Source organism: Tabrizicola fusiformis (assembly GCF_013328815.1).
GTDB lineage: Bacteria > Pseudomonadota > Alphaproteobacteria > Rhodobacterales > Rhodobacteraceae > Fuscibacter.
Genome location: NZ_JABUHN010000003.1, coordinates 16,281 through 34,355 on the forward strand (window position 1 = coordinate 16,281; position 18,075 = coordinate 34,355).

General features: G+C 66.2%; 16 protein-coding genes. 7 read left to right on the plus strand and 9 right to left on the minus strand.

From position 1 onward, the window contains the following. Nucleotides 1-49 precede the first annotated feature (49 nt). The 4 genes from HS053_RS04950 to HS053_RS04965 are packed head-to-tail and all read right to left on the minus strand — an operon-like array spanning nt 50 to nt 4,312. Entirely contained in the window at nt 50-862 is an 813-nt protein-coding gene (locus HS053_RS04950; protein ID WP_174210114.1) for an enoyl-CoA hydratase family protein, read from the minus strand. Then, nucleotides 859-1,290: a MarR family winged helix-turn-helix transcriptional regulator gene (locus HS053_RS04955; RefSeq protein ID WP_174210115.1), complete on the minus strand. Its 432-nt coding sequence runs from the start codon at nt 1,288-1,290 to the stop codon at nt 859-861. Before HS053_RS04955 ends, HS053_RS04950 begins: the two co-directional genes overlap by 4 nt. Then, nucleotides 1,287-2,030, minus strand: a complete 744-nt coding sequence (locus HS053_RS04960; RefSeq protein ID WP_174210116.1) for an SDR family NAD(P)-dependent oxidoreductase — start codon at nt 2,028-2,030, stop codon at nt 1,287-1,289. The genes HS053_RS04955 and HS053_RS04960 overlap by 4 nt, the downstream gene beginning before the upstream one ends. Next, a complete protein-coding gene (locus HS053_RS04965) occupies nt 2,027-4,312 on the minus strand; it encodes a bifunctional salicylyl-CoA 5-hydroxylase/oxidoreductase (protein ID WP_174210117.1) in 2,286 nt (761 codons plus the stop codon). Before HS053_RS04965 ends, HS053_RS04960 begins: the two co-directional genes overlap by 4 nt. A 121-nt stretch (nt 4,313-4,433) precedes the next feature. Between HS053_RS04965 and HS053_RS04970 the strand changes: the two genes are divergently transcribed. Genes HS053_RS04970 through HS053_RS04980 form a run of 3 tightly spaced genes read left to right on the plus strand, consistent with a single transcriptional unit; the run spans nt 4,434 to nt 7,466 of the window. After that, nucleotides 4,434-5,189, plus strand: a complete 756-nt coding sequence (locus HS053_RS04970) for an enoyl-CoA hydratase-related protein (protein WP_174210118.1) — start codon at nt 4,434-4,436, stop codon at nt 5,187-5,189. A 1-nt stretch (nt 5,190) separates the two neighbouring features. Then, entirely contained in the window at nt 5,191-6,294 is a 1,104-nt protein-coding gene (locus HS053_RS04975) for a 3-hydroxyacyl-CoA dehydrogenase (protein ID WP_174210119.1), read from the plus strand. After that, complete coding sequence (locus HS053_RS04980; RefSeq protein WP_174210120.1) at nt 6,291-7,466, plus strand: acetyl-CoA C-acyltransferase; 1,176 nt, start codon at nt 6,291-6,293, stop codon at nt 7,464-7,466. Before HS053_RS04975 ends, HS053_RS04980 begins: the two co-directional genes overlap by 4 nt. Before the next feature lie 68 nt (nt 7,467-7,534). Here HS053_RS04980 and HS053_RS04985 read toward each other — a convergent pair whose 3' ends face one another. Continuing rightward, nucleotides 7,535-8,692: a WD40/YVTN/BNR-like repeat-containing protein gene (locus HS053_RS04985; RefSeq protein WP_174210121.1), complete on the minus strand. Its 1,158-nt coding sequence runs from the start codon at nt 8,690-8,692 to the stop codon at nt 7,535-7,537. Between the two features lie 39 nt (nt 8,693-8,731). Continuing rightward, nucleotides 8,732-9,739: an AraC family transcriptional regulator gene (locus HS053_RS04990; protein ID WP_174210122.1), complete on the minus strand. Its 1,008-nt coding sequence runs from the start codon at nt 9,737-9,739 to the stop codon at nt 8,732-8,734. A 178-nt stretch (nt 9,740-9,917) separates the two neighbouring features. Between HS053_RS04990 and HS053_RS04995 the strand changes: the two genes are divergently transcribed. The 3 genes from HS053_RS04995 to HS053_RS05005 all read left to right on the plus strand — a co-directional run bounded on the left by HS053_RS04995 (nt 9,918) and on the right by HS053_RS05005 (nt 12,481). Continuing rightward, nucleotides 9,918-10,685, plus strand: coding sequence for an SDR family oxidoreductase (locus HS053_RS04995; protein WP_174210123.1), 768 nt, complete (start codon nt 9,918-9,920; stop codon nt 10,683-10,685). A gap of 64 nt (nt 10,686-10,749) precedes the next feature. Further along, nucleotides 10,750-11,982, plus strand: coding sequence for a styrene monooxygenase/indole monooxygenase family protein (locus tag HS053_RS05000; RefSeq protein ID WP_174210124.1), 1,233 nt, complete (start codon nt 10,750-10,752; stop codon nt 11,980-11,982). A gap of 7 nt (nt 11,983-11,989) precedes the next feature. Next, nucleotides 11,990-12,481 (plus strand): flavin reductase, encoded by a 492-nt coding sequence (locus HS053_RS05005; protein ID WP_174210125.1) that lies wholly within the window; start codon nt 11,990-11,992, stop codon nt 12,479-12,481. Nucleotides 12,482-12,511: 30 nt separating this feature from the next. On the opposite strand, the gene HS053_RS05010 is transcribed toward HS053_RS05005, so the two are convergent. Further along, nucleotides 12,512-13,075 (minus strand): winged helix DNA-binding protein, encoded by a 564-nt coding sequence (locus tag HS053_RS05010; protein ID WP_174210126.1) that lies wholly within the window; start codon nt 13,073-13,075, stop codon nt 12,512-12,514. Nucleotides 13,076-13,188: 113 nt separating this feature from the next. Between HS053_RS05010 and HS053_RS05015 the strand changes: the two genes are divergently transcribed. Continuing rightward, nucleotides 13,189-14,280 (plus strand): LLM class flavin-dependent oxidoreductase, encoded by a 1,092-nt coding sequence (locus tag HS053_RS05015; protein ID WP_174210127.1) that lies wholly within the window; start codon nt 13,189-13,191, stop codon nt 14,278-14,280. Between the two features lie 108 nt (nt 14,281-14,388). Here HS053_RS05015 and HS053_RS05020 read toward each other — a convergent pair whose 3' ends face one another. After that, the gene (locus HS053_RS05020) at nt 14,389-15,930 is read right to left on the minus strand and encodes an indolepyruvate oxidoreductase subunit beta family protein (protein WP_174210128.1); all 1,542 of its coding nucleotides are present in this window, start codon (nt 15,928-15,930) and stop codon (nt 14,389-14,391) included. 3 nt (nt 15,931-15,933) lie between these two features. Further along, nucleotides 15,934-18,075, minus strand: a complete 2,142-nt coding sequence (locus HS053_RS05025) for a thiamine pyrophosphate-dependent enzyme (RefSeq protein WP_174210129.1) — start codon at nt 18,073-18,075, stop codon at nt 15,934-15,936.

The window sequence follows — 18,075 nt, forward strand, 5'->3', positions numbered from 1 at the left end:
CATTGGTTCGAGAAACCAATGGGCTGGGGGGCTGGCCCCCGGTCCTGCTTCAGTCACCCGCGAAAACGGGTTTCTCTTTGGCGACAAAGGCCCGGTAGGCCCGCTCAAAGTCCTTGGTCTGCATACAGATCGCCTGCGCCTGTGCCTCGGCCTCGATCGCTTGCTCCAGACCCATGTTCCATTCCTGGTTGAGCTGGGTCTTGGTGATGCCGTGGGCGAAGGTCGGCCCCGACGCCAGCCGGGCAGCCAGTTTCATCGCTTCGGCCTCCAGCACATCGGCGCCGTGCAGGGCGTTCCAGAAGCCCCAACGCTCACCCTCGTCGGCACCCATCACCCGGCCGGTGTAAAGCAGTTCCGCCGCCCGGCCCTGCCCGATGATCCGGGGCAGCATCGCACAGGCCCCCATGTCGCAACCCGCCAGCCCAACCCGCGTGAACAGGAAGGCGCATTTCGCCTCTGGAGTCGCCAGCCGCAGATCGGACGCCATCGCAATGATTGCCCCCGCCCCCACCGCCACGCCGTCCACCGCCGCGATGATCGGTTTGCCGCAGGAAATCATCGCCTTGACCAGATCGCCCGTCATCCGGGTAAAGGCCAGCAGCTCTTTCATCGGCAGGCCGATCAGCGGCCCGATGATGTCATGCACATCGCCGCCCGAACAGAAATTGCCGCCTTTCGAGGCGAAAACCACCACATCGACGTCCTCGGCATAAACCAGCGCGCGGAAGGTGTCGCGCAACTCGGCATAGCTTGCAAAGGTCAGCGGGTTCTTGCGGTCGGGCCGGTTCAGGCGGACCGTCGCAATGCGGTCCTTGACCTCCCACAGGAAATGTTCGGGCTTCAGCCCCGCCATCTTGGTCATGTCTTGCCCATCCGTTTCAGAATATCGGTCAGCGTGTCGAGATCGGCCTCGGACAGCCCGGCGAACAGCCGGTCCACCTCGGCCTCATGTTCCACGGCCAACCCTTCGAACTGCCCCAGCCCTTCGGCGGTCAGCGCGACAAAGACCGTGCGGCGGTCGGCCTCGGACGGGGTGCGGCGCACGAGGCCATCCTTCTCCAGCCGGTCCACCACCGCCGTCGCATTGCCGTTCGAAACCAGCAGCATCCGGCTGAGTTCGCTCATCGTCACGCCGTCGCGGCGGCGCCAGAGGGCCGCCAGAACGTCAAACCGCGGCAGGGTGGTTTCGTGCTTCACCCGCAGGAATTCGCGCAACTCCCCCTCGGCGGCGCGGGTCACGCCCAGAAGGCGTATCCACATTTTCAGCCGACGCTTTGACAGGGCGCTCATACCTCGCCCCCCGAGATGGTGATGGCCTGCCCGTTGACGCCGCCCGCGCCCTCGCTGCACAGCCAGAGCGCGGCAGAGGTGACCTCTTCCGGCTGATAGAGGCGGCTCTGCGGGCTCATCGCCTCCAATGCGGCGCGGGCCTGTTCGGGGCTGCGCCCGGTCTTTTCGCTGATGACGCGGATGGAGTGCTCGGTCATTTCCGTATCCAGAAAGCCGGGGCAGATGGCGTTCACCGTGACCGGCCCGCGCGCCACCTCAAGCGCAAGGCTGCGAACCATCCCCATGACCCCATGCTTGGCCGCCGCATAGGGGGCAACCTTGGCATAGCCCTTGATCCCGGCGGTGGAGGAGACGGCAATCAGCCGCCCCCAGCCCGGCATCTGTCGCAGCCCTTCGCGGAAGGTCAGGAAAACCCCGGTCAGGTTCACCGCCAGCATAGCATTCCACTGCGCCAGTGTGGTTTTGGCAAAGGGCGCGGAATCGGCCTGCCCGGCATTGGCGATCACGATGTCCACCGGCCCAGCCGCCGCATAAAGGGCGGCAACCGAAGCCTCATCCGTCACGTCGCATTGCAGCGCGCGGAGGGCGGGATGGCGGGCAGCGGTCGCTTGCAGCGCCTCAACCCGGCGGCCGCAGATCACCACTTCGGCCGCCCCCGCCGCCGCGAAGCCCAGCGCAAGGCTGGCCCCCGCGCCCGAGCCGCCGCCCGTCACCAATACCCGCCGCCCCGCGATAGTCATGCCCGGATCACCTCTGTCGCCTTTTCCCGCAGCCGCCGCGCCTGATCGCGTCCTGCCAGATAGGGCAGCGGCCATTCGGCGCCAGTGTCGCCCGATTGCACGGCCGCGTGCAATGTCCAGTAGGGATCGGCCAGATGCGGGCGGGCAAGGCAGACCAGATCGGCCCGGCCTGCGAGGAGGATCTGATTGACCTGCTCGGCCTCGGTGATGTTGCCCACCGCCATGGTGGCAAGGTTCGCCTCGTTGCGGATGCGGTCGCTGAACGGGGTCTGGAACATCCGGCCATAGATCGGCTTGGCTTGCGTCGAGGTCTGGCCCGCCGACACGTCGATGATATCGGCGCCAGCTGCTGCGAACATCCGGGCGATTTCAACCGCCTCCGAGGGGGTCACCCCTTCGGCGCCGACCCAGTCATTGGCAGAAATCCGCACCGACATCGGCTTGCCTGCCGGCCAGACCGCCCGCATGGCGCGCAGCACCTCCAACGGCCAGCGCATCCGGTTTTCAAGGCTGCCGCCATAGGCATCGGTCCGGTGGTTCGAGACCGGGCTGATGAAGCCGGAAATCAGATAGCCGTGGGCCGCATGCAGTTCCACCATGTCAAAGCCCGCCCGCGCCGCCATTTCGGTGGCCGCGACGAATTCCGCCGTGACCGCCTCCATATCCCCCCGGGTCATCTCGCGCGGGGTGGCATTTTTCGGCGACCACGGCAGGGCCGAAGGTGCGATGATTTCCCAGTTGCCGGATTTCAGGGGCGCGTCCCCCTCTTCCCAGCCGACCTGCGTCGAGGCTTTGCGCCCGGCATGGCCGATCTGGCAGCACAGCTTGGCATCCGTTTCGGCATGGACGAAATCGACCAGCCGTTTCCACGCCGCCTCATGCTCGGGGGCGTAAAGCCCGGGGCAGCCGGGGGTGATGCGGCCCTGCGCCGAAACGCAGGTCATTTCGGTATAGACCAGCCCTGCCCCGCCCTTGGCCCGCTCGGCGTAATGCACGAAATGCCAGTCGGTCGGGCAGCCATCGACCGCCTTGTATTGCGCCATGGGGCTTACCACGACGCGGTTCTTCAGGGCCACATCGCGCAATTGGAAGGGCGCGAACATCGGCGCGCGGCCCGGCTGACCGCCCGCCTGTTTCTGGAACCAATCCTCGGCGCTGCGCAGCCATTTCGGATCGCGCAGGCGCAGGTTTTCGTGCGAAATCCGCTGGCTGCGGGTCAAGAGCGAATAGGCGAACTGTTCCGGCGGCAGGTCAAGATAGCGCTCGACCTCTTCGAACCATTCAAGGCTGTTGCGCGCCGCCGATTGCAGGCGCAGCACCTCGACCCGGCGTTCATCCTGATAGCGCTGGAAGGCGCCTTCCAGCGTCGGTTCGCTGTGCAGATATTCGGCCAGCGCAATCGCAGAGTCGAACGCCAGACGCGAGCCGGAACCGATCGAGAAATGCCCCGTCGCCGCCGCATCGCCCATCAGCACCACGTTCTGATGATACCATTTCTGGCAGATCACACGGGGAAACTGCATCCACACCGCAGAGCCGCGCAGGTGGGCGGCGTTCGACATCAGGTCATGCCCGCCCAGATGGCGTTCAAAGATCTTGCGGCAGGTCTCGACGGTTTCTTCCTTGCTCATCGCCTCAAAGCCCAGCTTGTCCCAGGTCTCGGGCAGGGTTTCGACGATGAAGGTCGCGGTGTTGTCATCGAACTGATAGACATGGGCCCAGACCCAGCCATGTTCGGTCTTCTCGAAGATGAAGGTGAAGGCGTCGTCGAATTTCTGATGGGTGCCTAGCCAGACGAACTTGCACTTGCGGGTGTCGATGTCGGGCTGGAACACATCGGAATATTCGCGCCGCACCAAGGAGTTGATGCCGTCCGAGGCGACCACCAGATCGTAGTCCTTGCGGTAATCCTCGGCGGTCTTGAACTCGGTCTCAAACCGCATGTCCACGCCCAGCTCACGCGCCCGGGCCTGCAACAGGATCAGCATTTGTTTGCGCCCGATCCCGGCAAAGCCATGCCCGCCCGACACCGTGCGCACGCCGTCATGGATCACCGCGATATCGTCCCAATAGGCGAAATGGCTGCGGATCGCGTCGGTGGAAACCGGATCGTTCTTCTGCATCCGGCCAAGTGCATCGTCCGACAGCACCACACCCCAGCCAAAGGTGTCATTGGCGCGGTTGCGTTCCAGCACCGTCACCTGATGCGCCGGATCGCGCAGTTTCATCGAGATGGCGAAGTAAAGTCCGGCGGGGCCACCGCCAAGGCAGAGAATCTTCATGGCAAGCTTCCTTGCAAGGGGGCGTCGCGCGCCGATGGCCACAGGCTGGCACTCGGCACAAACAATTTCAAGCTTAAAATTTCTAGCTTGAAAAATTTATCCAGCCCGCCATGATGCAGGCATGGACCTGATCATCGAACATCTGCCCGGCTGGTCGCGGCTGACCATTCACCGGCCCGAAGCCAAGAATGCGCTGAACACCGCCCTTCTGGGGCGGATTGCGGCGGAACTGATGCGGCTGGCGGAGGATTCCGCCTGCCGCGCCGTGGTGCTGACCGGGGCCGAGGGCAATTTCGCCGCCGGCGCCGACATTGGCGAGATCGCGGACAAGACCACAGCCGAAGGCGCCATTGACCCGCGCAAGGGGCACTGGGCCGCCATCCGCGCCTTCCCCAAGCCGCTGGTGGCGGCGGTGGACGGCTTTGCCCTTGGCGGCGGGTTCGAACTGGCGCTGATGGCCGATTGCATGGTGCTGGGGGCCACGGCGCGGCTGGGCCTGCCGGAAACCAACCTTGGCCTGATCCCGGGCGCGGGCGGCGGGCAGCGGCTGATGGCGCTTGCGGGCCGGGCGCGGGCGACGCGGCTGGTGCTGACGGGTGAAATCATCGACGCGGCGACGGCGCATGACTGGGGCATTGCCGGCTGGTTTTGCGATGGCCCTGCCCTGCCACAGGCCGAGGCGCTGGCCGCACGGCTTGCCCTGCGCGCGCCGTTGGCTTTGCAAGCGGCCAAGGCGGCGCTGGTCGCAGGCGGAGAGCAGGCACTGGCGCTGCAAGATGAGCGCGCGGGGTTCGAGCGGCTGCTCGACAGCGCCGACAAGGCCGAAGGCATCGCCGCCTTCCGCGAAAAACGCAAACCGCAATTCCGGGGGGAATGACATGATCATCGGCGTGGCGGGCCTTGGCACCATGGGCCTTGGCATCGTGCAAACCTATGCGCAGGCAGGATTTTCCGTGCTGGCAACCGATGCCCACGGCCCGGCACGCGGCAGCGCCCTTGCCCGGCTGGCCGCAGCCCTTGCCCCCCGCGTCGCCAAGGGCGCGATGACGGATGAGGCACGCGATGCCCTTCTGGCGCGGGTCACCGTGATCGACAGCGCCGATCAATTCGCCCCCGCCGCCCTGATCATCGAGGCGATTGTCGAACGGCTGGACGCCAAGCAGGCGCTTTTCACAGCCCTTGCCGCGGCGGCGCCCGAAGCGGTGCTGGCCACCAACACCTCTTCCATTCCGGTGCATCAGATCGCGGCGGGGCTGGCGCGGCCGGAACGGCTGCTGGGCTTGCATTTCTTCAACCCGGCGCCGGTGATGAAGCTGGTCGAACTGATCGGTCCTGTGGGCTGCGACCCGCAGGCGCTGGCCCTTGCCCGGCAGGTGACAGAGGCGGCCGGCAAGACCGTGATCAACGCCCCCGACCGACCCGGTTTCATCGTCAACCGCTGTGCCCGCCCGTTCTATGGCGAGGCGCTGGCGCTTCTGGAAGAGGGCCGCAGCCCGGGCGAGATTGACGCCGCCATGCAGGCCGCAGGCTATCGCCTTGGCCCCTTCGCCCTGATCGATCTGATCGGTGCCGACATCAACCTTGCCGCGACCGAGGGGCTGTCGGCGGCGATGGGCGGCCATCCGCGCTATCACGTCTTTGCCGCGCTGCGGGCGCAGGTGGCCGCGGGCGCGCTGGGGGCCAAGACCGGGCGCGGCTTCACCTTTAAAGGTGAAGCCGCGCCCGTTCCCCCGGATGCTGCCTCCATTGTGGCGCGGATCGAGGCGGCCTTGGTGAACGAAGCCTGCTGGCTTCTGTCCGAGGGCGGGGTGACGCGCGACGGCATCGACACCGCCCTGAAGCTTGGCCTCAACTTCCCGCGCGGACCGTTCGGGATGCTGGACCACCACGGCGCCGCCACGATCCGCGCCACCCTCGCCGCCCTTGAGGCGGCAACATCGCTCAAGGGCCGTTACGCCCCCGCACCGGAGCTTGCCGCATGACCGAGGTTTTCCTTTGCTCCCACCGCCGCACCCCGATTGGCCGCCACGGCGGCGCTTTGGCCATGCTGCGGCCCGACGATATGGCCGCCCATGTGATCGACGGGCTGCTGGACCTGCACCCCGGGCTGGCGGTGGATGAGGTGATCTTCGGCTGTGCCAATCAGGCGGGCGAGGATAACCGCAATGTGGCGCGGATGGCTGTGCTGCTGTCGCGCCTGCCGGAAACGGTGCCGGCGCTGACGGTGAACCGGCTTTGCGCCTCGGGTCTGGATGCGGTGATCGCGGGGGCGCGGGCGGTGCGTGACGGGGCCGATCTGGTGATCGCGGGCGGGGTCGAAAGCATGACCCGCGCCCCCTTCGTTCTGGGCAAGGCGGAAACCGCCTTTGCCCGCGCGGCAGAGATACATGACACCACCATCGGCTGGCGCTTTGTGAATGACCGGATCGCGCAGGCTTATGGCGTTGAATCCATGCCGGAAACCGCCGAGAATGTGGCCGCCGACCATGGCATTTCCCGCGCCGATCAGGATGCTTTCGCGCTGCGCTCGCAGGCGCGCTATGATGCGGGCTGGCACGCAAGCGATATCCTGCCGGCCACCCTCCGGGGCCGCAAGGGCGATACGGTGGTCAATGCCGACGAACACCCCCGCGCCACCACGATCGAGAAACTGGCAGCCCTGCCCGCGCCGTTCCGCAAGGGCGGCACGGTGACGGCGGGCAATGCTTCAGGCGTGAATGACGGAGCGGCGGCGCTGATCCTTGCTTCGGCGGCAGGGGTGAAGCGGTTCGGCTTGCAGCCGCTGGCCCGGGTCGGGCGGGCGGCTTCGGCGGGGGTCGCGCCGCGGGTCATGGGCATCGGGCCGGTGGCGGCGGTGGAGCGGCTGGTGGCGCGCGGCGCCCGCAGACCGGGCGACATGGATGTGATCGAGCTGAACGAGGCTTTCGCGGCGCAGGCGCTGGCCTGCACCCGAGCCTGGGGTCTGGCCGATGACGACGCCCGCGTGAACGCCCATGGCGGCGGCATCAGCATGGGCCATCCCTTGGGCATGTCCGGCGCCCGCATCGCCGGCACCGCCGCGCGGCGACTGGCCGAGGGCGGCAGTGCCGCTGCGCTGGTCACGCTCTGCGTCGGCGTCGGGCAAGGGGTGGCGCTGGAACTGTTGGCGGTCTGATACTGGCCGATGTCCGGGGCGCGGCCCCGGGCCCCGGGATATTTGAGCCAAGATGAAAGCCGGGGGCGTCAGGCGGGTTCCAGCACCTCGACACAGAGGACCGTGGGCAGGTGGCGGGCAATCTCGGTCCACTGGTCGCCCTCATCCGCCGTGGCAAAGACCGAGCCGCTGTTGGTGCCGAAATAGACCCCGGCGGGGGATTGCCGGTCGGTCGCCATCGACTGACGCAGCACGGTGAAGAAGCAATTCTTGCCCGGCAGGCCGTTGTCCAGCGCCTGCCAGTTTGCGCCGCCATCGCGTGAGCGCCAGACCTTGGCGGCGGCATCGGGCGGAAAGCGGCCCTTGGTATCGCCGTTCAGCGGCAGCACCCAGAGGGTTTGCGGATCGGCCGGATGCACGGCAATCGGAAAGCCGAAGGTAGAGGGCAGACCTTGGGTGATTTCCACCCAGTTGCGCCCGCCATCGGGGCTGCGGAAGACGCCGTGGTGGTTCTGCTGATAGAGCAGGTCGGCACCCGGCAGCGGCCCCGGCGCGCGCACCATGTTGTGAACGCAAAAGCCCACGTCATGGCCGCAGGCGCCGTGATCATCTTCGGTCGCCTCATTGGCGCGGCGGTTCCGCCGGTCCCAGGTGGCGCCGCCGTCTTCGGTGGCGAACACCCCGGCGGCCGAGATGCCGACCCAGAGTTTGGCCGGATTGGACGGGTCAGAGATGATCGTATGCAGCACCAGCCCCGCGCCACCCGGCTCCCAGCTTGGGCCAGAGGGGTGGTCCGACAGGCCCTGCACAAGGGTCCAGCTTGCGCCGTCGTCATGGCTGGCGAAAAGCTGTGCCGGTTTGGTGCCGGCATAAAGAATGCCCCCCGCCCGGTGCAGCGACCAGATCGCCTTGACGCTGCCGGTATAGGGGGCGGGCGGGGCGGCGGTCATGCCGGTATAGGTGGCCATTTCGGGGTTTTCGGCCAGCCAGACATCCGCCTGACCGTTGGAGAGTTTGGACAGCGCCCATGTCGCCCCGCCATCGGTCGAGCGGAACACCCCGGCCCCGTGCCAGTCGCCGCCCCCCGCCGCCCAGAGCGTGCCGGTAGCGGGATCGCCGATCACATGGTTGATCGGCCAGCCCTCGCAGAGCGGGCCGCTGACCTGCCAGTCCTGCCGCGCGGCATCGCCGTCGAGAATGAATACCCCCTTGGTGGTGCCGACCAGCACCCGAACCCCGTCACCCATGCCGCACCCTCCCGATGGATGCCGGATGCTAACACGGAATCAGCTTTCGTCACCCTGCCCTGTCGCGGCGCGCAGCGTGTCGCGCGGGCAAAGGCCAAAGCGGGCGCGGTAGAGTTCCGAGAAGCGGCCGAAATGGCTGAAACCCCAGCGCAGGGCGACCTCGGTGACGGTGGTGCCGGGGGCGGCGGCCGTCAGATCGGCATGGGCACGGGCCAGCCGCGCCTCGCGCCAGAAGCCGAGCGGCGTGGTGCCGCGATGGGCGCGGAAGGCCAGTTGCAACCCGCGCGGGCTGATCCCGGCCGCGGCGGCCACCTCTTCCAATGTGATCGGCTGATCGAGATGGGCGGCGATGAACCCTTCGGCCAGCCGCAGGTGGCGCGGGCGGGGTGCGGCGCGGTGGCGCTGCATCAGGGCGGCATGATCGTGTCGCCCGGCCTCGAGCAGGCCCGACAGAACCGTGCTTTCGATCTGCCGCGCCATCAGGCTGGGGCCGATCGGCGGGCTGCCCGCATCGGTCTCGGCCACCAGCCAGAGGACCAGCCGCTTCAGCGCCGCCCCCGCCCCCGTGGTCAGGTCGAGCGGACCTTCAAAGGTCAGGGGTCGGTCCGAAGCGCCACCGAGCGCCGCCGCCAGATGGTCCTGCATGGCGGCTCGGGCGATCTGCACCAGAACCTGTCGCGTGCCCGCCTCCCAGACCATGCGGGTCGGCAGATGCGGGTTCAGCACCGCCGCCTGCGCCGGGCTGGACAGATAGCGGCCCGCGCCGTTGGAAATCTCTGCCCCGCCGGACAGCGGGATTTGCAGCAGGTAGAACCCGCCCAGTTCCCCCGGCGCAATCAGGGTGCGGGCACCATATTCGATATAGTTCAGCGACAGGCGCTGTCCGGGCAGATGGTGGTGGCTTGCATCAAACCCCGCCTGCCGCCCCTCGGTCTCAAGCCGGTGCGGACAGAACACCGCCGCCACCCGCTCGCGCGCCTCATCAAGGTCGCGGGTGCGAAACAGCGCATGGCCGGCAAGCGGCGCGGGGAAATGGGTGGCCGTCATCGGGACTCCCTTGGCTGGGGTCAGCGTAACACGGCCCGGGCCGATCCGGCGCGCCAATCCGTCGCCCCGGAGTCACGATTTTTTCGTTTTTCGGATAGGCCGCGCGCCCTGCGGATAGCGGATCGCAGGGGAGCGGTCACAATTCCTTCAAACCCAAAGCAATAACAGGGAGAATGCCATGAAGGGTCTTGCGGGCAAGGTTGCCATCGTGCCGGGCGGGGTGACCAAGATCGGACGGGCGGTGGTTGATGGCTTCCGCGCGGCGGGGGCCGAGGTGATGGTGGCCGACCTCGCGCCCGGTGAGGGATTCTCCTCCGACGTGGGTTTCCAGAACTGCGACCTGCGCGACGATGCCCAGATTGCCGCGCTGGTGGCGGCGACGAAAGAGCGGTTCGGGCGGATCGACTTTCTGGTCAATGTCGCCTGCACCTATCTGGACAATGGCGCCGCCTCGACCCGGGCGGAATGGCTGGATGCGCTGGATGTGAACATCGTCGGCTCGGTCATGCTGATGCAGGCGGCGCGGGCGGAATTGGCCAAGAACAAGGGCGCCATCGTCAACTTCGGCTCGATTTCCAGCCGCGTCGCGCAGACCGGGCGCTGGCTTTATCCGGTGTCGAAGGCCGCGATCCTGCAACTGACCCGCAATCAGGCGATGGATCTGGCGCCCGAAGGCATCCGGGTGAATGCCGTCTCGCCGGGCTGGACATGGAGCAACATCATGGACCAGTTGACCGGCGGCGACCGGGCGAAAACCGATGCGGTGGCAGCACCCTTCCACCTTTTGGGCCGGGTGGCCGACCCCGAGGAGGTGGCGCAGGCGGTGCTGTTCCTGTGTTCGGACGCGGCCAGCTTCATCACCGGCACCGATATCTGTGTGGACGGCGGATATACCGCCATGGGCCCGGAACAGGCGGTGCCCGCAATTCCCAAACTGATGGCGTAATGCCCTGCCCCGGCCGGGGCTCCGGCGGGGATATTTGGGCCAAGATGAAAACAGGGAGACAAGAATGAGAAAGATCACCATCATCGGCGGCGGCCAGTCGGGTCTGCAACTGGGCATCGGCCTGTTGCAGCAAGGCTATCGGGTGCGGATCGTGCAGAACCGCACCGGGGCCGAGATTGCCGCGGGCAAGGTTCTGTCCAGCCAGTGCATGTTTTCCAACGCGCTGGCGCATGAGGCCGCGCTTGGCATCGACTTCTGGGCGAAAGAGTGCCCGCCGGTGCAGGGCATCAACTTCATCGTGCCGAACCCGGATGGATCAGGCAGCAAGGTGATCGACTGGGCGGCGCGGCTGGACCATGACGCGCAATCGGTGGATCAACGGGTGAAAATCCCGCGCTGGATGGAGGAATTTGAGCGGCTGGGCGGCGAGATGGTGATTGCCGATGCCGGCATTGCCGAGATTGATGGCTATGCCGCCGAGGATGATCTGGTGATCGTGGCCTCGGGCAAGGGCGAGGTCGGCCGGATGTTCACCCGCGATGCCGCACGCTCCGCCTATGACAAACCGATGCGGGCGCTGGCCCTGACCTATGTCACCGGCATGACCCCGCGCCAGCCGCATTCGGCGGTGGAGTTCAACCTGATCCCGGGGGTGGGTGAATATTTCGTCTTCCCGGCGCTGACCACCACCGGGCCTTGCGAGATCATGGTGTTCGAAGGCATCCCCGGCGGCCCGATGGATTGCTGGGGCGATGTCACCACGCCCGAGGCACATCTGGCCAAGTCGCTGGAGATTCTGAAGACCTTCCTGCCCTGGGAATATGAGCGGTCGAAGGACTGCCAACTGACCGATGACAACGGCATTCTGGCGGGCCGCTTTGCCCCGACGATCCGCCATCCCGTGGCCACCCTGCCTTCGGGCCGCAAGGTGCTGGGTCTGGGCGATGCCGTCTGCCTGAACGATCCGATCACCGGGCAGGGGTCGAACAATGCGGCCAAGGCGGCGGCGGTCTATCTGGAACGGATTGTCGCCCATGGCAACCGGCCGTTTGACGAGGCGTTCATGCAGGGCACATTCGAGGCGTTCTGGGACTATGCGCAATGGGTGGTGGGCTGGACCAACATGCTCCTCCTGCCGCCGCCACCCTTTATCCTGAACATCATGGGCACCGCCTGCGCCGAGCCGCGGCTGGCACACCGCATGGCCAACGGCTTTGACGATCCGCGCGATTTCTTCCCGTGGTTCGCCGATCCGGCGGCGGCAGAAGCCTATCTTGAAGACCTCAAGGCGGCCTGAGATGGGAGTGGCGGTCGATATCGGCAGCTTCCGCGCCGCCATGGCGCGGTTCCCCGGGGCGGTGACCATTGTCACCGCCTGCACCGCCGAGGGCGAGCGGCGCGGCATCACCGCCACCGCCGTTTGTTCGGTCAGCGCCGAACCGCCCAGCCTGCTGGTCTGCCTGAACCGCAAGACCGGCACCTGTGCCGCCGTGCGCGAAACCGGGCGCTTCAACGTCAGCCTGCTGACGGAAGGGGCGGCGGCGGTGGCACTGCAATTCGCCGGGATGGGTGGCGCCACCGGCGCTGCCAAGTTTGACACCGGCGACTGGCAGGCCGATGCCCGTGGCCTGCCGCTGCTGGCGGGCGCCGTGGTGCAGTTTTCCTGCGATGTGGCAGAGGTCACGGATGCCGGTTCGCATACCGTTTTCATCGGCCATATCGTGAACCTTGCCAGCGCCGAGGCACCGGCGCTGGTTTACGAGCAGGCGCGGTTCCATCGGCTGTTGCCGTTGTAGGGGGCCGCGTGTTTGCACGCACCTTGCCCCCTACCCCCGCCGGTGGGTGGCCGCGACGCGCGAGATTTCCTCGTAAATCCCCGAAAGCAGGTTCAGCGTCCGGGTGGCTTCGGCCAGCCGGGCGGCAAAGCCCGGCACATTGCCCACCGCCGCAATCAGCAGCGCCCGCCGCAGCGCGCCGTAATCATCGGTCACCCGCCGCCCCTCTTCCGTCACCTCATAGGTCACGCCAGAGCGCCCTGCCCCCTTGCGCAGCACCAGCCCGGCACCGATCAGCTTGCGCAGCGAATACTGGATGTTCGGCACGTCGTCGCGGTTGGTCAGCCGCGCCAGATCCTTCAGCGTCTTGGGCCGGTCGTTCATGCGGATGATGTGCAGCATGGCATTTTCCGGCCCCGTCGCCGCCAGATCGCAGACTGAGGCGAGGCATTCCGATTGCCAGCGCCCGAATCCCTCAAACGTCCGCATCAGGGCAAATTCCAGCTCGGTCGTCTCGACCTCGGCCGGACCCTGCGACAGATGCCAGTGATAGTCGATGCCCGGCCGGGCAGCCGCCGCGGCATCATTTTGAATTTGAACCTTTTTTTCGGCCATCGCTTTAGGCCCTCCCGGCGCCCATCCTGACCTGCACGAGACCGTTGACGCAATGCGAATTTACGATAGACTTTCAAACATAAAATAAAACCTAACCCAACAGGATGATCCCAATGCCCCAACACCCGATGCTCTCGGGCGACCGCTTTCGCCTTGGCACCTTCTCGACCAATTGCTCTTCGGGCATGACGCCCACCAAGATCGCCGCCCGCTGGAACAACAGTTGGGACAACAACCTGAAACTGGCGCAGATGCTGGATGCGGCGGGGATCGACTTCATGCTGCCCATCGCGCGCTGGATCGGTTACGGCGGCGAGACGGATTTCCACGGCGGCGTGCTGGAAACCATGACCTGGGCCGCGGGCCTCTTGGCGGCGACGAAGAACATCGCGGTTTTCGCCACCATCCATACCGCCGCCAACCACCCGGTCGTGGTGGCCAAGCAGATCGCCACCATCGACCAGATCGGCCATGGCCGGGCCGGGCTGAACATCGTGGCAGGCTGGAACAAGCCGGAATATGAAGCACTGGGCCTGAGCCTGCCCGACGATCACGAAACCCGCTATGCCTATGCGCAGGAATGGTATGACCTGATCCGCAAGCTCTGGACTTCGGACGCGCATTTCGACTGGGACGGCAAGTATTTCAAGGCAAAGAAGGTCAAGGGCGACCCCAAGCCGATCCGGGACGGCGTGCCGATCATCAACGCGGCGGGCAGCCCGCAGGGACGGGGCTTTGCCACCGACAATGCCGATTTCCTCTTCACGCCGGCCATCGACCTCAGCCGCTCTGTCGGCGAGATTGCCGAGCTGAAGGCGCAGGCGGCGGCCAAGGGGCGCAAGGTGGATGTGCTGACCTTCTCCCATGTGATCTGCCGCCCGACCGAGAAAGAGGCGCAGGAGTTCCTGCATTACACCGCTGTCGAGAATGCCGATACCGATGCGGTGGACAATCTGGTGAACCTGCAATTCGCCCATGCCCACAGCTTTCCGCATGACCTTCTGGCACAGATCAAGCATCTGTTCGCCATGGGTCATGGCGGCTTCCCCCTGGTTGGCACGCCCGATCAGGTGGCCGAGGGCATTCTCAAGCTGCACAAGACGGGCTTTGCCGGGACCACGCTGTCTTTCGTCGATTACATCGAGGAATTTCCCTATTTCCGCGACGAAGTTCTGCCCCGGCTGGAGAAAGCCGGCATCCGCTGAATTCAGGGGGCGCAAGCCCCCTGCCCAATTTCCTTCCAAGGAAATTGCAAGTTTCTTGGAAGAAACTTGCAAAATTCTTCCAAGAACTTTGGCCCCGGTTGCCGCCGTTCAGGCGAAACTGCGGATCGTGGCGATGGCCCCGTCCAGCGCCTTGCCCTCTTCATCCTGCAAGGCCGCCTCGCGCAGGCGCCGCGCCCAGTCGGCGCCATCCTCGCGGCCAGCCACCAGCGCAATCCCCTCCAGCACCCGGTCGAACTTGGACAAGCCGCGCGCATGGGTGTCGGAATAGCCTTTCACCAGACGGCGGCAGCGGATCACCTCGACCGCGAGGTCATAGCGCGGCAGGTAACCCAGCGCGCGGTCCAGCCAGTCTTGCAGATGCGCCCGCTCTTCGGCGTGGCGCAGCGTCCGGCGGCGCCAGCCCTTGAGACCACCCAAGAGATACAGCGCCAGAAAGGCGCGCAGGCTGTCGCTGCGCATCCGGCGGCCCTTGTTGAACCAGCGGTCCAGCCGCGCCATCCAGACCGGGCTGGCCTGCACCCTCGCTCCCATGCGGGCGGGCATAAGCCCGGCAATCTCTTCGGCGCGCGGATGCAGATATTCGGTGAGCTGCATCAGATTGCCGTCTTTCACCCGCATTTCGCTCTGGATACGGGCAAGGCGGGGCGCGCGGGTCTTGAGGTCGGCCACCCGGATCACATCGTCATAAGCCATGGCATTGGCAATGTATTTCGCCGCCTCGCGCGTCAGCACGTGGCCTTGCGCCGCGCTGTCGCGGGCCAGAACAATGTCCAGCCGGTCAAGGTATTCTGCGCCGTAAGCCAGATCCTGAAACTCCACCACCTTGCGCAGGCCCGCCAGCGCCATATCGGCCACCGGCGCGGGCAACGCCATAACGCGCGCCTCCAGCGCAGCCCATACCGCCGTCAGACGGGCCGGACCCTTGACCGCCGGGGCAGCCGGAGCAGCCTTGACCGGCGCGGTCGCCACCACAGGCGCCTGTGCCGCGTCATAGGCGGCCCCAAAGGCCCGCAGCGAGCCTTCCACGCCCTTGCCCCCGGCGCGGATCGCGGCCTCGAACGCCTCACGCGGGAAGGGCAGCGCGCCCGACCCCGCCAGCGCCCCGAACAGGCTTGCCGAAATCACCGAGCCGTTGCGGATCGCCAGCGCGTCGAAATCGGCGGCGATGAAGCGGCGGGCGGCAATATCCGCCGCTGCCATCACCTCGGCGGAACTGGCAATGCCATCGCCCGGCGCCATCTTTTCCGACACCGCCAGCGCCCGGTGGGTTGAGGCGATCAGCGTGGTACGGTCCGGCGTCACAAACCCCCGGATGATGGAACGCCCGGCCTCCATCATCTCGGCGGCGATCATGATATCGACATCGCCCGCCGCCGGCATCAGCGAGAAGACGGGCACGCCCCCCGCCATCGGCGCCATTTCCAGATAATAGACCGTGGCGCCGGTGCGCTGCGCCACCCCGGCAACCGAAGTGGATTGCGCGGCATAGCCATTGGCGCGGGCCATATCCTCGATCCAGCCGGTCAGGACGCCGCCGCCCTGCCCGCCCACGGCCAGCACGGCCAGTTTGATGATGCCCGACAGCCGCGGGTCGGCGGATTTCTGCGGCAGGGTTTCATGCAGGGTCATGGCTCAGACCTCAAAGCTCAGACGACGGGCAGAGCGGCGGGCCTGAAGCCAGCCGATGATGCGGGTGCGGAAGGCTGCAAGGCGCACCTCCCATTTCGTGGGGTTATGCACCACCCGCGCCTCGTAGAAGGACGGGCAAAGGATGGCGGCATCGGCAACCTCGCCGCAGTTGCCGCAGCCGACGCAGCTTTGGTCGATCGAGGCCACAGGATCATCCCGCAACGGATCATCCAGCTTTTTCAATGACAAGGACGGACAGCCCGACAGCCGGATACAGGCATGGTCGCCGGTGCAGATCGCCTCATCCACGCCGAAGCGGGGGGTTTCCACCCGGCGCCCCTCTTTGATCGCCTGTGCCGCCAGCGGCTTCTCGCGGCGCTGCTTGTTCAGCATACACTCGGACGAGGCGACAATCACCTTGGGCCCCGGCGTTTTGGTGGTCAGCGCCTCGCGCAGCACATCGCGCATATGGCCCACGTCATAGGTGCGGTTCACTTCACGCACCCAATTGATGCCGATGCCTTTCAGCGCCTTGGAGATCGGGTTCTTCGTCGCCTTGGTCGCATTGTCGGCGCGCGAGGACATCACATCCTGCCCGCCGGTCGCGGCGGAATAGTAATTGTCCACGATCACCGCGACCGAATCCGACTTGTTGAAGGCCATGTTGCCAAAGCTGGACGACAGCCCGTTGTGCCAGAACCCGCCATCGCCGATCACCGAAACCGGGCGCCGCTCACCGCCGCCGTCAAAGGCGGCATTGGCAGCGGGGCCAAGCCCGTAACCCATGGTGGCGCCACCGATTTCAAACGGCGGCAGCGCGGCGAACAGGTGACAGCCGATATCGGCGGTGATCTGCAACTTGCCGGTTTCCTTCTGCACCAGCTTCATCGCGGCAAAGATCGGACGCTCCGGGCAGCCGGTGCAGAACCCCGGCGGGCGGATCGGCACGGTTTTCGTCAGGTCCGGGATCTGCGGGCGGTCTTCGTTCGGCGCCCGGTGGACGGCGGCCAGCAGCGCCGGTGCCGCCTGTTTCAGGAAGTCACCGATGCTGTCCAGCATCACCTGCCCGGTATATTCCCCCGCCATCGGGAAAATATCCTTGCCGCGCAGCTTCACCGCCGAACCCGCGCGGTAAAGGTAGGTGGTCAGTTGCTGTTCGATGAACTCGGGCTGGCCTTCCTCGATGACCAGAACCTGATCCTTGCCCTCGCAGAAGGCCAGAAACTCATCACAAACCAGCGGATAGGTGACGTTCAGCACATAAAGCGGCACTTCGGAATGGCCGTGGATATCGGCCAGCCCCAGCCGCTGCAACGCGCGGATCACGCCGTTATACATGCCGCCCTGCAATACGATGCCGACGGGCGCCACCGCCGGGCCGAAGCGTTCGTTCAGGCCGCGGTCGCGGATGAACTTCTCGGCGGCGGGCCAGCGGTTCTTTATCTTGTCCTGTTCATGCGCATAGGACATCGGCGGCAGCACCACCCGGGCGAAATCCGACCGCGGGTTCGACAGCGCCTCTTTCACCGACAGCTTGGGCCGCTGGTTGTCGCGGGTCTGGAAACTGCCCGAGACATGGCAGGACCGGATGCGCACCATCAGCATGACCGGGGTATTCGACACTTCCGACAGTTCGAACCCGTCCGACACCGCCTTGGTGATCGAGGGCAGGTTGGGGCGCGGGTCCAAGAGCCAGAATTGCGATTTCATCGCAAAGGCATGGCTGCGCTCCTGCATGATTGAGGAACCTTCGCCATAATCCTCGCCCACGATGATCAGCGCACCGCCCGTCACCCCCGAAGACGCCAGATTGGCCAGCGCATCCGAGGCCACATTGACCCCGACAGAGCCTTTGAACGTCACCGCCCCCCGGATCGGGTAATGCACCGAGGCCGCCAGCATCGCCGCCGCCGCCGCCTCATTCGCATTCGCCTCAAAGCGCACGCCAAGCTCGCCCAGCAAATCCTGCGCATCGGCCAGCACATCCATCAGATGGCTGATCGGCGCACCCTGATAGCCGCCGACATAGCCCACCCCGTTTTCAAGGAGGGCCTTGGTGATGGCGAGAATCCCCTCGCCGGTGAAGGTGTCACCCGCACCCTTGCGAAGATGCTCGACCTCTGCCTTGAACGACCGTTCTGCCAT